Below are 15,038 nucleotides of genomic sequence, written 5' to 3' on the forward strand. Positions count from 1 at the left end.
CTGCCAGAACCAGAAGGCCTCACAGCCTGACCTGTTTCGCTGGGGCGCAAAAAATGCGCCCCAACAAAACTGAATTTTCCTTTTTTTAGAGCTCTTTGGATGCCCGCTTCAAAGCGCCAGATAGCCTATACCCGCAAACGCAACCAAACATCCAAGCCATTGGCGTAGCATCATCTTTTCACGCAAAACAGCCCATGCCAACACAACCGTCAGCAGCCCAAAGACGGACGCTGTCACCGAGGCAAATTGCGCATTCGGCAACCCGCCCGCCGCGATCACGCAAAGGATGGCAACAGCATCCAGAACACCCATGACACAGAGAAGAGGCAGAGCCCGCCGCCCGGGCCAGATTGATCTGCGGGATGCCAGGGCGATCATGCCTAGGGCAAATACTGCCGTCAGCCGAATAACCAGGGAGATTGAGTATTCGTCATTATGTTCGGTTGCATATTGTCCTAGCGCAAAGGTGGCGGCGAACCCGATTGCTGCAAGTATCGATAGCACCACCGTCGGGCCAGCTGCCGGGTATTCGGTTGCGTCGCGTTCAGATTGGGCAGCCACAACAGAAACGCCAACACCAATCGCGATGACGGCAAGCCAGTGTAATGGGCTGACCGTTGCGCCGCGCCAAATGGCCAGTGAGACGGACAACACCGGATAGCTTGCAACAATCGGAGCAACCAGCCGGACCGGGCCGCGTTGAAAAGCGGCGTACATGCAGACGCCCGCCAGCAGATAGCACCCCCCTGCAGCAACAGCGCTGATCAATGCCGTGCCAGGAATTGGGTCGACTTCACCCATCATCGCAACCAAACCAAGTTGCAGCACTGCGCCCGAAACCAGCACAGCCATGAGCGAAGCAATCACACTGACAGACTGGCTGACATAGCGCACTGCCAGATCGTGTACTCCCCAGCAAAGTGCCGCCAAAAGGCCAAGCACCAGAGCGTTCAATCCGTCATCTCCCTCACTGATTTCACCTAGTTCCGCTTCTGAGCATGAGTATGTCAGAATGTCACTGTTGATAAACTTATTTTCCTGGTATGCAATATTACAGGTGCCAAAGATACAGAAAGGCAGCACATGGAATCTGCGATAGAGCAACTTGGTGGTGAGACCCAACTGCGCGCTCTGGTTGAGCGTTTCTATGACCGGATGGAAACAGATCCGGCAGCGCATTCGTTGCACAGGCTGCATTTTCGGGGACATGGGCTAAACCACACCAGACAGGCTCAATTTGAATTTCTCAGCGGGTTTCTCGGCGGACGTGCCTATTATCGTGAACGTTTCGGCCACATGGATCTGCGCGAAATCCATGCGCATATTCCCATCCGGAAGGCCGACGCAGAGCTTTGGCTGGATACTTTCGAGGCCGCATTGGCGGATTGCGAATTGACCGGTCCGGTTGTGGCAAAGATGCGCGCGACGCTTCGCCGGGCTGCGCTTATGCTGGTCAATGACGTTCCAGATTGGCGGTTGGAAGCAGATGCTGGGTATACGTAAAGACGCTTTACAGAAATCACGTTACGTGTTCTGCGGTTCCAATCAAAGCTGACGCCAATGACTATTGCCAAAATACGGTCGATCGAGAACATGCACCCACGTTCTGATGGCTCGCTTTTGGAACGTTGGCCGAAGACAGGCGTTGACCTCCCAAACATCCATAGGGCCGCCCATCACTAGCAAAACGTCAAAATCGCCCAGTTGCGGAATAGATTGCCCTTTGTAGAAGTGTACGATCTGCGTGTCGTCTTGATGCTTGGTGATTTGGTCACAAACTGCGCCGAGACTCGCCTTGCATATGCTGAAACTTGAGAACGTTCCTGGCGAGCCACTTGGGGCCTCAAGTAACGGGGCCGCAGCTTTTGCCGCGGCCCAGAAGTGCAACCTTGCAATCCGGCTTAGATGTCCAAAGTGTTGTCTTTTTCCCAGCGTGAGAAGTGAGAGACGAAAGAGTTCCATTCCTGATGTTTCATTTTCAGAAACGCGGATGAGAACTCGGCACCCATCATGGCCTTCAGTTCCTTGTCCTTGTCGTACTCACGCAGGGCATCAAGCATGTTCAAAGGCAGTTTCGGCGCACCGCGCACCTTGTGGCCTTCGGCATACATATCGATGTCCCAACGTTTGCCCGGGTCCGCTTTGGACCGGATACCGGACAGACCAGCGGCGATGATCACCGCTTGTAGCAGATAGGGGTTGGTCGCCCCATCGGGCAGACGCAGCTCAAACCGGCCGGGCCCGGGAACGCGAACCATGTGCGTCCGGTTGTTACCTGTCCAGGTCACTGTATTGGGCGCCCATGTTGCTCCCGACATTGTCCGCGGCGCGTTGATACGTTTGTAACTGTTCACTGTAGGATTGGTGATTGCTGCCAATGCTGAGGCGTGTTTCATGATACCGCCGAGGAAGTGTTTTCCGCGTTCGCCCAGCCCAACTTCACCGGTAGGGCCGTCGCCTTCGCCTGCAAACACGTTGGTTTTGGCGGCGTCACCCGGCGCATCCCAGACCGAGATATGGGCATGACAGCCATTTCCGGTCAGACCTTCGACTGGTTTCGGCATGAAGGTGGCGCGCAGGCCGTGCTTTTCAGCAACCGACTTGGTCATGAACTTGAAGAACGAATGCTTGTCAGCGGTGCGCAGCGCATCATCAAATTCCCAGTTCATCTCGAACTGGCCATTGGCGTCCTCGTGGTCGTTCTGGTAGGGGCCCCAGCCCAGTTCCAGCATGTAATCGCAGATCTCGCGTACCACATCATAGCGGCGCATTACGGCTTGTTGGTCATAACAGGGCTTTTCTGCTGTATCGAATGGGTCGCTGATTTGCTCGCCGTCCGGGGTCAGCAAAAAGAACTCAGCCTCGATACCAGTTTTGACATGCATGCCCTCGCTTGCAGCTTCGTCAATCAACCGGCGCAAAACGTTGCGCGGGGCCTGCGCCACATCCTTGTCTTCCATCACGCAATTCCCGGCGACCCAGGCCACTTCGGGCTTCCATGGCAGTTGAATGACCGAGGACGGATCCGGCACCGCCAGCATGTCAGGATGGGCCGGCGTCATGTCCAGCCAGGTGGCGAACCCGGCAAAGCCTGCGCCATCTTCCTGCATGTCAGCAATCGCCTGTGCGGGCACCAGTTTGGCCCGCTGTCCACCGAACAGATCGGTGAACGAGATCATGAAGTATTTGACGCCTTTTTCTTTTGCGAAAGCTGCGAGATCTATCGTCACGATTGCTTTCCTTTCCCTGTTGAATTTTAGTTTTTTAAAGCAAAAACGCGGCCCCCATCAGGGAGCCGCGCAGCATCTATTCAGAACCCTTCCTTACCGGGGTACCAACTGGTTCCCGCCAGCGGCACCCGCGCCATTGCGGCGGCTTCCATTGTCAGGGCACACAAGTCCTCGGGCTCGAGGTTATGCAGGTGATTGTGCCCACAGGCGCGCGCAATGGTCTGCGCCTCAAGCGTCATAACTTTCAGGTAGTTACGCAGCCTGCGGCCTGCATCGACCGGGTCCAGACGTGCGGCTAGTTCGGGGTCCTGCGTGGTAATACCCGCCGGGTCCTGTCCTTCGTGCCAGTCATCATAGGCACCAGTTGTCGTGCCCAGCTTCTGGTACTCGGATTCCCACTTGGGATCGTTGTCCCCTAGGGCAACCAGAGCGGCGGTGCCGATAGCAACCGCATCTGCACCCAGTGCCAACGCCTTGGCCACATCGGCCCCGGTGCGGATACCGCCTGAGATCACCAGCTGCACCTCACGATGCACGCCCAGGTCCTGCAGCGCCTGTACGGCAGGGCGTATACAGGACAGCGTCGGCAGACCGACATGTTCGATGAATACGTCCTGCGTGGCAGCGGTGCCGCCCTGCATTCCATCCATGACAACAACGTCGGCTCCAGCTTTCACGGCCAAAGCAGTGTCGTAGTAGGGGCGTGTCGCACCAACTTTGACATAGATCGGCACTTGCCAGTCAGTGATCTCGCGCAACTCGAGGATCTTGATCTCAAGATCGTCCGGGCCAGTCCAGTCGGGATGTCGACAGGCCGAGCGCTGGTCGATACCCTTGGGCAGGGTTCGCATCTCGGCCACGCGGTCGCTAATCTTCTGACCCAGCAGCATACCACCGCCGCCGGGTTTGGCACCTTGGCCAACCACAATCTCAATTGCATCAGCCTTGCGCAGATCGTTCGGGTTCATGCCGTAACGCGAAGGTAAATACTGATAGACCAGCTTGGTTGAATGGCCGCGTTCCTCTGGTGTCATGCCACCGTCACCGGTGGTGGTTGACGTGCCCGCTGCGGATGCGCCGCGGCCCAGAGCTTCTTTCGCCGGACCTGACAATGCGCCAAAACTCATGCCCGCGATGGTGATCGGGATATCAAGCTCGATCGGTTTTTTGGCAAAGCGCGTGCCCAGCGTCACTGAGGTATCGCAACGTTCGCGATAGCCCTCCAACGGATAGCGCGATACCGACGCACCCAGAAAAAGCAGGTCGTCGAAATGAGGTACTTTCCGCTTCGCCCCCCCACCACGAATGTCATAGATGCCGGTCGCAGCGGCGCGACGGATCTCGGCATTGATCGGGTTGGAAAATGTCGCCGACTGGATCGGCAGGGTGCGGGGGATCTGATCGTCCATATCTTTCATACCCTTCTTCCTCAGTAAGCGGCGGCGTTATCAACGTCGAAATTATAAAGCTGACGGGCCGAACCATAGCGTTTGAACTCTTCTGGCTTGGCGTCGCTGCCCGCGCGGGCCAGAAGATCCCTCAGGATATCCAGATGCTCGGGACGCATGTCCTTCTCGATGCAATCGGCGCCGAGGCTCTTGACCGAACCACGCACGAACAGCCGGGCTTCGTAGAGTGAATCCCCCAGCGCATCTCCTGCGTCCCCGCAGACAACCAGATTGCCGTCCTGTGCCATGAAGGCGGACATATGGCCGATGTTGCCATGCACGACGATATCGATCCCTTTCATTGAGATGCCGCAGCGCGAGCTGGCATTGCCTTTGATCACCAGCAATCCGCCATGGCCGGTCGCTCCGGCGTATTGGCTGGCGTCACCATCGACGATGACCTGACCGGACATCATGTTTTCAGCAACGCCCGGACCAACAGAGCCCTCAACCTTGATGGTCGCCTGCTGGTTCATGCCTGCACAGTAGTACCCGGTCGAACCTTTGACCGTCACCTCAATCGGAGCGTCCAGTCCGACTGCGATTGCGTGGCTGCCCTTAGGGTTCACAATTTCCCATCGGGTTTGATTGGTCTCGGCGTTTTGTGCCTGCAGGGATGAGTTCAATCCGCGCAGCCCGTCTGCCTCTAGATCATAGGTCTGCATATCAGGCGGCCTTTTCGTGGGTTGTGGGGCTGTCGTTGTGCGACCAGAAATATACGGTGGAGGGTTCAGGTTCCCAAACCCGGGCGTCTTCAATACCCGGCAGGTTAACCAAAGCACGGTATTCGCTGCCAAAGGCCACATATTGGTCTGTTTCGGCCATCACTGCAGGCTTACAGGCAATTGGGTCTCGTACGACGCCAAACCCGTCTTTGGTGCCAACAACAAAGGTGAAAAAGCCGTCCAGATCATCGATGCTGGTTTCCAGAGCTTCACCCAGTGTTGCGCCGTTCATCATTTTCCATGTCAGATATGCGGCACCCACTTCGGTGTCGTTCTCGGTCTGGATAACCACACCTTCACGGCGCAGTTTGCGGCGCAACGAGTTGTGGTTGGACAGCGATCCATTGTGGACCAGACACTGATCGGGGCCGGTGTTGAACGGATGTGCGCCCATTGTCGTCACGGCGGATTCGGTCGCCATACGCGTATGCCCAATGCCATGGGTGCCGCTCATTCCGTTGAGGTTAAATCGGTCTGCAACATCTTTAGGCAGGCCAACTTCCTTGTAGATTTCGAGACTTTCGCCGCGGCTCATGATCCGAACCGACGGGCGGATTTCGGCCAGCGCAGCGCGTGCGGCTTCAAACTGACCGGCGGGAATTTCAAGAACGGTGTGTGTGTCGTTGTTTGTCTGACCAACCGTTGCGCCCAGCTTTTCACCCAGCTCATCAGCCAGGCCGACAAAGTCAGCATCGGGGTTGGGCGACTGGACTGTAATCTTGGTTTTGCCTGCCGACTCTGCGCCATAGATCGCGATACCGGCACTATCGGGGCCGCGGTCTGTCATCGTAATCAGCATGTCCGTCAGCATGTTACCCAGTTGGGGCGCAAGAGACTGGTCTTTGAGGAATAATCCAACAATTCCGCACATGGCTGGCAGATCTCCTTGTGTGTTTCACTATGATTCGACGGTATCAACAAAACTGGGGGACATCAATAATGCTAGGAAAGTTTTTTTCCTAAGAGGCAATGGGCGTGATCTCTGATTTCACGCCCATTGCCAGCTCTAAAAGCTGGATCAGTATCGTTCCAGCTGTGCCTTCACCTTCTCTTCGTCGCCGGTGTGGCGGGCCTTCTCAAGGTGTTCACCTTCCCGGACGAACTGGATGCGATGCCAGCCAATCCAGAAGACCACACCAATGATGACCATCAGAACTTCGTAACCTTGGAAGGGGTAGATCGGACCGACCTCGGCAAGATCGACAGCCCAGCTTGTGTATCCATTCGTAGACATGTCTTTCTCCTTTACTTCGCTGCCGCGCCAGCACGGGCAGCCAATTCCTGTTTGTCAGCTTCAATGATCGCTGCCTTGGCATCTTCGTAGGCGTGGTGCTCGGCGTAATCGAGGCCCTGCAGTTCAACCTCTTCCGGGATGCGAAGCACACCTGCGGCTGCCTGCATCTTGGCCAGAGCCCAGCCGGGTAGGAAGCCAAGAACAAAGAACATGATGACCGCGCCGGTGATTTGACCGATCGGGTTGATTGTTGCGTATCCTTCGTACGGCGAAGATGGCACACCCCAGAGGACAAAGCCTGAAATCACCAGGCCAACAACCCCGGCATAACCGTGCACAGCAACGGCGCCCACCGCATCATCCAGCTTGAACCGGCGTTCTACCCAGTAGTGCAGCTTGTACACGATCACGACGCCGATCGCGGCAATGATCATTGCCTGAATCGGATGATACAAATCGTTTCCGGCCGAGGCAGTGATAATTCCGGCAAGCCCGCCTGAGAAGGTCCAGAACGCATCACCTTTCGAGATCACATAAGCCGCCATCAGACCGCCGGACAGCGACATCAGGAAGTTGAAGGTGATCGCCGACAGGGTCGTCGGAGCCAGATAGATATTGGTAGCTGTCCAGGTTACGCCAGTGATCTGCCCATCGATCCCTTCAGGTGAAATCACAGGCACGTTGCACGCGGCATAGAAGCCCCAGAAGCCAGTGTAGATCAGGAAGATGCCGATCGTCAGTAGCCACGGATTGTGCGGAGGAATGTCCCGTGGTGTCCCGTCCTTGGCGAACTTGCCTAGGCGCGGGCCCAGAACCATGATTACACCCAATGCGTAACCACCTGCAATTGCGTGAATTACACCGGAAGCATATGCATCATGGTAGCCGAGAATTCGAACCATCCAGCCACCGTAGTGCCAGCCCCACGCAGCGTCGATGATCCACCAGACCGATCCGATCATGACCGCATGTACCCAGAGCGCCGAAGACCTGATCCGTTCGATCACGGAACCCGAAACGATCGAGGCTGCCGTCCAAGAGAACAGCAGGAATGCTGCCCAGAAAACGCCGGTGATTCTGTCACTAACATTGGTTGCCATCGTGTCGGCCCAAGGCAGATTCGCTGCGCCCGCTTCTGCATCCAGACCGCCCCAGAACGGAAAGTTCGGAAAAGCCCAATAGATCCACCATCCAAAGAAGAAGAACGTGACCGTCACCAGTGGGATGATCATGATGTTTTTCATCAATGTGTGCATATGGTTACGGGCACGGCTGGCGCCGACTTCGTACATGCAAAAACCCACATGGATGAGGAACATGAAAACGACCGTTACCCAGTAGTAGAACTCGGTAAAGATCGTCGTGAGAGCATTTAGATTGCCATCCACTTCGTAGTCTCCCTGTTGTTGCAGCAGGAGGTCTCTCTGCGGAGTTTTCCTGCTGGGAAATTTTATCTACTCAGGGGACAATCTCGTGGGGCACCTGTCAATAGATATGTGGGGCAAACATCTTTAACGGTGGTGTCGCATACTCAATTTGAAGGGTCGAATACTGCCTATTAGCCATGAAAATAAGAGGTTTTCTTCAACTCTAAACCCCCGCCTAAGGGTTCAGAATTTGAAGGCAAATATTCCCAACAGGAAAATAATCTGCACAGAGGTGTTGATTTTCAATCTGACATCGGCCTCAATATAGGCAACAAAAAGCAATCAACGGGAGAGCTGAACCATGGCCATTCTTTGGAGGACGTCCGCCCTTGCGCAGCGCCATGCCGAGATCGGCGGCGAACTTGAGGACTGGAACGGCATGGGAACCGCATGGTTCTATGACCACAGCCCAGAACGCGCCAAAGCTGATTATGAGGCAATCCGCACCAAGGCGGGCCTCATGGATGTTTCCGGCCTCAAAAAGGTTCACGTGGTCGGCGAAGATGCCGCCTATGTCATTGATCGGGTCACCACGCGGAACGTGGAAAAGATCATGCCGGGTCGTTCGACCTATGCCTCGATCCTGAATGCCGAAGGTAAATTCGTTGACGATTGCATCATCTATCGCCTGTCGGTGAACACATGGCTTGTGGTGCACGGCACCGGCACGGGCATGGAGCAGCTGACGTCGGTGGCGGCGGGCAAAAACTGCGCGGTCATTTTTGACGACGACATGCACGACATGTCGCTTCAGGGACCAGTGGCCGTTGATTTGCTGGCCAAGCACATCCCCGGAATTCGGGATCTGGCCTATTTCGGCATCATGCAAACCAAACTCTATGGCTGCCCGGTTATGATATCGCGGACCGGTTACACCGGTGAGCGCGGGTATGAGATCTTCTGCCAAGCTAAACACGCGGTGCATCTGTGGGATAGCATTCTGGCCGAGGGTAAGGATATGGGCATCGTCCCGGTCCAGTTTTCGACGCTCGATCTGCTGCGCACCGAAAGCTACTTGCTGTTTTATCCGGGCGACAATTCGGAAACCTACCCGTTCGACGGCGAAACCTGCGGCGATACACTTTGGGAACTGGGCCTGGAATTTACAGTCTCACCCGGTAAAACCGGATTTATTGGGGCCGAGAACCACTATGCCGCGCAAGGCAAAGAACGGTTCAAGATCTACGGCGTCAAGCTTGACGGCACGACCCCTGCGGATGAGGGTGCGGACCTGCTGCAAAACGGCGAAAAGGTCGGAGTTGTCACCTTTGGCATGTATTCCGAAATCAACGGGCACAACGTGGGTATCGCCCGTATGCCGGTCGCCTGTGCCTCACCCGGCACCAAGTTGACAGTGCGCAACGGTGATGGGACAGAAATAGCGGCGACTGCGGAAGAAATGCCGTTCTACGATCAGGACAAATCTATCCGAACCGCAAAGGGCTGAGTTTCAGAGGGCGCGACGGACACACCGTGGCGCCCTTTTCCTATTTGAGGGCACAATGTCAAAGTTCGAATTTCCCAAGTCAATCGCAAGCCGCCCGGTCTGGGGCACGCTAGAGGTTCGCTCAGGTGAACATCATCTCATGATCGCTGAGGCCGAAGGGGCCGAAGCCGTTCTTGCCATCGCGACACCCGACCTGATGGCCAAAACCCATCTGATCTATATTCCCAAGGGAACAGATTACGTTGAGCGACTGCAGGCACTGAAGCCGGCGCAATTCTACGAAGGTCCATCCTATGAAGCCTCGCTGCAGCACATTCGCCGCGTTTTGGAAGACGCGCATATGGGGTTGCAGGTCTACCTGACCGGCTCTGAAGGCATGATGGGTCAGGCCATGAACGAGGTGATGGCCGTAGGCCTGCCGCACACGGCAATTCAGACCGAACATCGCGGATCGGTCGCGCGCCGTATGCAATGTGTGCATTGCAAAGGCATCACCGAAGATGTCGAGGTTGACCCCTTTGTCTGCGCGCATTGCGGGCTGAACCTGTTCGTGCGCGATCATTATTCCCGCCGTCTTGCCGCCTATCAGGGCGTCCGTGTCGATGCCGAAGACCATGGCAACGTGCCCGAGCCGAAGGGGATTTACGAATGAGTGGTGCCGAGAAAATCCAAGCCAAAGTGACCGAAATCACTCCCTTGAACGAGTTGGTGACGCGGTTCCGGTTCGAACGTATCGACGGAGGTCAGTTGCCGACCTTTTCGGGCGGAGCTCATACGGTTGTCGAAATGCAGGATGGTGGCATCACGCGGCTTAATCCCTATTCGCTGATGTCGGACCCGTTTGATCAGTCATCCTACACCATTTCGGTTCGGCGTGATGATGAGGGCAGGGGCGGTTCACTATTCATGCACCGCCAGGTCAAGCTGGGCGACGAGATGACCATCAGCTATCCGGTCAACCTGTTCTCGCTCGATTTACGCGCCCGCAAGCACCTGTTTCTGGCCGGTGGCATCGGGATCACCCCGTTTCTGGCGCAGATCAAACAACTTGAACTGCTGCACGGACATTGGGAGCTGCACTATGCCTGCCGCAATCACGCGCTGGCGTCTTATGCGGATCAACTGACCGACCGGCATCCCAATGAGACGAATCTGTACTACGACGACCAGAACCAGCAGATTGATCTGGAGAACCTGCTGAGCGGGCAACCTCTGGGCACGCATGTCTATGTCTGCGGCCCCAAGGGCATGATCGACTGGGTGCGCAACACGGCCGCTGCTGAAGGCTGGCCCGAAGATTGCGTGCATTACGAAGAGTTCCTGGCGCCTCAGCCCGGTAAACCGTTCGAAGTGCGTTTGGCAGCGTCAGACAAAGTCGTTCATGTGGGCGAGAACGAAAGCCTGCTGGAAGCTATCGAGCGCGAAGGCGTGGATGCGCCCTATCTGTGTCGTGGCGGAGCCTGCGGTCAGTGCGAAACCGTGGTCCTAGACCACGACGGCAACTTTGTTCACCGCGATCACTGGCTGACCGACGAAGAAAAGGCATCGGGCAAGAAAATCATGCCCTGCGTATCGCGATTCGAGGGCAAGTCCCTCGTGCTGGACCGCTGAGAGGAGGCCCACCATGACCATTCAATTTAACGACGAGTCCTTCCGCGACGACTATACGTTCCACAACTCGGACTGGGCGATCAAACGCTTTCCGTTCCCATTCCACGAAGACAGCTACATGTATTCGGTCAACATGGAACAGCATCGCGGCGGCCCCGAGGGATCAGTCTATGAGATGCGGTTCGACGTGGACGAGCATTATGTCTCGGAAATGAAAGACCGCGCAATGGTTCTGGATCAGGACCCGCTGCGCTGTCAGTCTCTTCCTCATATGACGTTGGCTGGCTGGGACTTGCTGGAACTGATCATGGTCAGCAAGTCCGAGGATTACCCGGACCTGTTCGAGTTGCATCGCAACGGCAATCAGTGGCGCTGGATCAACAAGCCATTGGGCATCGATCACAGCTTTACCTTCATGGATGAAACCACGCTGCCTTATGGGCCGATGGAATACATTACGCGACAGGCTCAGGGCGATTTCGCCGTGCTGGATCAGCGTGATGAGATGCTGTGGATGGACGCCGGCATGGTGACAACACAAGCCGATTGGAGCCTGGATTTCGACATCGGCATGAACTTTTTCGAATGGCACGCGCCGGTTCCGAAGGCCCATGAAATGGGTATTTTCCAGCGCGCGCTGAAGTTCTTGCTGAATATCCAGCAGGGCGCCCCTGCGCGGCGTCTCAACTGGACCATGACGGTGAATCCTTTGCTGGATACAAGTCCGGAAAACTATCACAAATGGGGCATTCAAAAGACCACGCTGACGCCTGAAAACATTGCTCACAAGCAGCATCTGCGGGTCGAGTTGCAGACGTTCTTCCGTCTGCCGCGCTCCAATGCGCTGGTGTTCCCGATCCGCTGCTATCTGTGCAGTTTTCAAGATCTGATGACTGTTCCCAAATGGGGGCGCCGTCTGCACCGGGTTATTCGGGACCTGCCTGAAGAGCTGGCAACTTATAAGGGGTTCATCGACAACCGTCCGATGATGCTGGACTATCTCAGCCAGTTTGACGACGGGTTACCCACATCGCCGGGGATTTGGCCGGACTTGGAAACGGAACCGCCTTTGTCGAAGTGAGTATTGTGAAGTGCCGTTGCTCAAATGACTGATCCGGACTTCACGCCTTGGCTAATTCCGAGCGATGACTTTGCATTATATGACGCGCTTGCGCTGCTTCGTGCGTCATTTCAATTCATGGATGCCCGGATCGACCCTCCGTCTTCTATCCATAGGCTGACGGTGGAAGGGATGCGGGAGCACTGTAAGGATGGTGGTGAAATCTGGGCCATCGGCCGACCGCTGTTCGCATGTATGTTTCTGACGCCCAAACCCGACAGCCTGTACTTGGGGAAGCTTGCAGTTCAGGAAGGACTGCGGGGGCAAGGTATCTGCCGCACGTTGGTGGATCATGCTGCAAGCCGTGCAACTGAGCTTGGTCTGCCTGCGCTGGAACTGGAAACACGCGTGGAACTTACTGAAAACCATCGTGTTTTTTCAAGGCTTGGGTTCACGATCGTGAATACGGGCAGCCATGAAGGCTATGACAGACCCACGGATTTCCTATTGCGCAAGACGATCAGTTTGTCTGCGGATAGCTGATCACCGATATGTAGCGGGCCGGCAGATTAACCAACCGTTCCGGGCCATGGGGTGAATCCGCGTCAAAGAACAGGGTATCACCTGGTTTCAGGGCGTAAATCTGGTCCCCATGGCGGTAATCCACTTCTCCCTCCAGCATGTAAATCGTCTCAATGCCACCATGTTGGAATGTTGGAAACACATCGGATTTAGCAGTCAGGGTGATCAGATAGGGTTCCACGATTACGCCTGATCCGTTGGCGCCTATGTGCCCCAAAAGATTATATTGATGGTTGGCGCGTGTTCCTTCACGCTCCAGTTCGACACCTTCACCTGCTTTTGTATGAACCGCCTCCCGGCGTTCTTCGAACTGTCTGAAAAAACTTGTCAAAGGAACCGACAGTGCATCCGCCAATGACTGCAAGGTCGTCAAGGAGGGTGACGTATTTCCATTTTCGATCTTTGACAGCATGCCGATCGACAAACCGGTTAGCTGGGCAAGCTCCGCGACGGTTATTTCCTGCTGCTTGCGAAAGGCGCGAACCTCGCGGCCGATGGCAACTTCAAGAACTTTTTCTCTGTTACCCGAACGAACGGAATGTGGGTCCTGAGTCAGATTTGCCGCCATTTCTTTATCGCGTTTTTTCAATTTCACTCTTTCAATGTCTAGCTACACTTGTCGAAACTGGTTCTGCAAGCAGGAGCAGCGGAAAACCCAATCCATTCGGAGCATCATAGCATCAAAGTTTTCCTGATAGTAAAATAATCATGCTGACAGAAAAAAGGCCAGGGATCAGAATTCCACTGTTTGTCGGCTTTCCGATAGCGAGCCTGGCATCTTTGTTCGAACCTCTGCGTGCCGCGACAATCGCGCCGGGCAAGAGGCGTTTTATTGATCTCTTGAACCCGACATCTGCGGCTTTTGTCAGATCCAAACTCGGGACCGAGTGTAACAAATAGTCTTAGGTTTATGGTACCAGCAGCATAATCTGTATGTCCGCCACATTGGTTCCGGTCGCCCCGGTTTGCAGGAGATCACCTGCTAATGACAACGCGGAATTACTGTCATTGTTGGACAGTAAAGCCACTGGATCCTTCCCGGCATTACGTATCCGACAGACAGTGCCAGCATCTACTATGGCTCCCGCCGCTGTGGTTGGTCCATCCCGGCCATCCGTGCCACCGCTGAGAAAAACCCAGTTGCCCGGTATTTTCTGTTCCTGAGTCATATAGGCGAGACGCAATGCCAATTCCTGATTTCGACCGCCCCACCCTGAGCCACGCAGCCGGACAGTTGTCTCACCGCCAAACAGCAGGGCTTTCGGTCGATCCACGGTCACGGATCGGGTCGCATGCAAAATTTGTTCTGCGGCATCGTCCACATTGCAGGTTAACGCATCCGAGACGATCTCGGCGTCGAATGATCGAGACGCGCAACCGTGTGCAGCCTGCAGGCTTATCCGATTAGAGCCGATCAGGTGGTTGGTGGCTTGAGCACTAAGCCTCTGATCAGGAATACTGTGTTCCAGATACGTGCGGACTGCTTTGGGCAACTCATGCCATAGGCCGTTTTCGATGCAAGTTCTGCGCGCGTCTGCATGGCTGCCGATAGGGGAAACGGTCGGGCCACTGGCAACAGCCCGCAGGTCATCCCCGATTACATCCGAAAGAATGTAAGCCGTGACCGGCGCTGGAGCCGAATGTTTCAGAAACCCGCCGCCCTTAAGTTGGCTGAGTTGCTGGCGTATCAGATTTATCTGAGTGATACCCAACCCCGAGGATAGAAGCACTTCGTTAACCCGTATCTTGTCCGATAGGGTCAGGCCGCTGACGGGGGCGGGGATAAGTGCTGATCCCCCGCCCGAGATTAGCGCAATGACCTGATCATGTTCCCATGCTTCGCTGAGCAAAGACACAATCTGCCGCCCGGCTTTCAACCCACGCTCATCGGGGATGGGATGCCCGCTTGTTAAGACGGTCGCGCCGGATACATCCGTCTGATTTTCAGCATGTGTTACAGCCAAAGCTACATGCGGGCCTTCAACGTGTTGCAACGCCTCTGACAGCATTTTGGGCGCAGCCTTCCCGACCGCAATCAGGACGCTGCGCCCGCCACTTGCAGGTGTTGGCAGTGGAGCGACGCATAACTTGCGGCGCAGGGCAGTTGCTGGGTCCGCTGCCGACACTGCCTCGGCAAAGATAACCGAAGCAGTGGTGCGAAGCGTTGTTGTTGAATGGCCCGGCACTACAGGTTCACGCCGCAGCGATTTGACTAGCCTTTTCGACCAGTACTTCGGCCTGACGGATCGAGGCATAGTCGATCAGGCGACCATC

General features: G+C 55.7%; 15 protein-coding genes. 6 read left to right on the top strand and 9 right to left on the bottom strand.

Annotation, left to right across the window (positions count from 1 at the left end):
- Positions 1–108 precede the first annotated feature (108 nt).
- On the bottom strand, positions 109–954 hold the full coding sequence (locus AC2FIO_RS22590) for a DMT family transporter (RefSeq protein WP_282119218.1): 846 nt from the start codon (positions 952–954) through the stop codon (positions 109–111).
- 129 nt (positions 955–1,083) lie between these two features.
- Between AC2FIO_RS22590 and AC2FIO_RS22595 the strand changes: the two genes are divergently transcribed.
- The gene (locus AC2FIO_RS22595) at positions 1,084–1,503 is read left to right on the top strand and encodes a group II truncated hemoglobin (protein ID WP_496700127.1); all 420 of its coding nucleotides are present in this window, start codon (positions 1,084–1,086) and stop codon (positions 1,501–1,503) included.
- 398 nt (positions 1,504–1,901) lie between these two features.
- Here AC2FIO_RS22595 and glnT read toward each other — a convergent pair whose 3' ends face one another.
- The 6 genes from glnT to AC2FIO_RS22625 form a co-directional block, all read right to left on the bottom strand.
- Positions 1,902–3,230 (bottom strand): type III glutamate--ammonia ligase, encoded by a 1,329-nt coding sequence (glnT, locus tag AC2FIO_RS22600; RefSeq protein WP_108861025.1) that lies wholly within the window; start codon positions 3,228–3,230, stop codon positions 1,902–1,904.
- 80 nt (positions 3,231–3,310) lie between these two features.
- Positions 3,311–4,639 carry an FMN-binding glutamate synthase family protein gene (locus AC2FIO_RS22605; RefSeq protein WP_108861050.1) on the bottom strand — a complete coding sequence of 443 codons (1,329 nt, stop codon included), beginning with the start codon at positions 4,637–4,639 and terminating at the stop codon, positions 3,311–3,313.
- Positions 4,640–4,659: 20 nt separating this feature from the next.
- Positions 4,660–5,343, bottom strand: a complete 684-nt coding sequence (locus tag AC2FIO_RS22610; RefSeq protein WP_108861026.1) for a GltB/FmdC/FwdC-like GXGXG domain-containing protein — start codon at positions 5,341–5,343, stop codon at positions 4,660–4,662.
- A gap of 1 nt (position 5,344) precedes the next feature.
- The gene (locus AC2FIO_RS22615; RefSeq protein ID WP_496700129.1) at positions 5,345–6,274 is read right to left on the bottom strand and encodes a class II glutamine amidotransferase; all 930 of its coding nucleotides are present in this window, start codon (positions 6,272–6,274) and stop codon (positions 5,345–5,347) included.
- A gap of 147 nt (positions 6,275–6,421) precedes the next feature.
- The gene (locus tag AC2FIO_RS22620; protein WP_108861028.1) at positions 6,422–6,637 is read right to left on the bottom strand and encodes a hypothetical protein; all 216 of its coding nucleotides are present in this window, start codon (positions 6,635–6,637) and stop codon (positions 6,422–6,424) included.
- 11 nt (positions 6,638–6,648) lie between these two features.
- A complete protein-coding gene (locus tag AC2FIO_RS22625; RefSeq protein WP_109310838.1) occupies positions 6,649–8,025 on the bottom strand; it encodes an ammonium transporter in 1,377 nt (458 codons plus the stop codon).
- 340 nt (positions 8,026–8,365) lie between these two features.
- Here AC2FIO_RS22625 and AC2FIO_RS22630 point away from each other — a divergent pair, with 340 nt between their 5' ends.
- From AC2FIO_RS22630 to AC2FIO_RS22650, 5 genes are read left to right on the top strand one after another with little or no spacing between them, the layout of a single operon-like run.
- On the top strand, positions 8,366–9,511 hold the full coding sequence (locus tag AC2FIO_RS22630) for an aminomethyl transferase family protein (protein ID WP_496700131.1): 1,146 nt from the start codon (positions 8,366–8,368) through the stop codon (positions 9,509–9,511).
- 55 nt (positions 9,512–9,566) lie between these two features.
- Positions 9,567–10,163, top strand: a complete 597-nt coding sequence (locus tag AC2FIO_RS22635; RefSeq protein WP_496700133.1) for a dimethylamine monooxygenase subunit DmmA family protein — start codon at positions 9,567–9,569, stop codon at positions 10,161–10,163.
- Complete coding sequence (locus AC2FIO_RS22640; protein ID WP_496700135.1) at positions 10,160–11,122, top strand: PDR/VanB family oxidoreductase; 963 nt, start codon at positions 10,160–10,162, stop codon at positions 11,120–11,122. The genes AC2FIO_RS22635 and AC2FIO_RS22640 overlap by 4 nt, the downstream gene beginning before the upstream one ends.
- 13 nt (positions 11,123–11,135) lie before the next feature.
- Entirely contained in the window at positions 11,136–12,203 is a 1,068-nt protein-coding gene (locus AC2FIO_RS22645; RefSeq protein ID WP_496700137.1) for a heme-dependent oxidative N-demethylase family protein, read from the top strand.
- 24 nt (positions 12,204–12,227) lie between these two features.
- The gene (locus AC2FIO_RS22650) at positions 12,228–12,725 is read left to right on the top strand and encodes a GNAT family N-acetyltransferase (RefSeq protein WP_282169683.1); all 498 of its coding nucleotides are present in this window, start codon (positions 12,228–12,230) and stop codon (positions 12,723–12,725) included.
- On the opposite strand, the gene AC2FIO_RS22655 is transcribed toward AC2FIO_RS22650, so the two are convergent.
- Both AC2FIO_RS22655 and AC2FIO_RS22660 read right to left on the bottom strand, forming a co-directional pair.
- A complete protein-coding gene (locus AC2FIO_RS22655) occupies positions 12,703–13,332 on the bottom strand; it encodes a helix-turn-helix domain-containing protein (RefSeq protein ID WP_108861051.1) in 630 nt (209 codons plus the stop codon). The genes AC2FIO_RS22650 and AC2FIO_RS22655 overlap by 23 nt on opposite strands.
- A 340-nt stretch (positions 13,333–13,672) precedes the next feature.
- Positions 13,673–14,950, bottom strand: a complete 1,278-nt coding sequence (locus tag AC2FIO_RS22660) for a glycerate kinase type-2 family protein (protein WP_496700139.1) — start codon at positions 14,948–14,950, stop codon at positions 13,673–13,675.
- Positions 14,951–15,038 lie beyond the last annotated feature (88 nt).

The sequence above is a fragment of the Ruegeria sp. CDSB086 genome, from assembly GCF_059611065.1.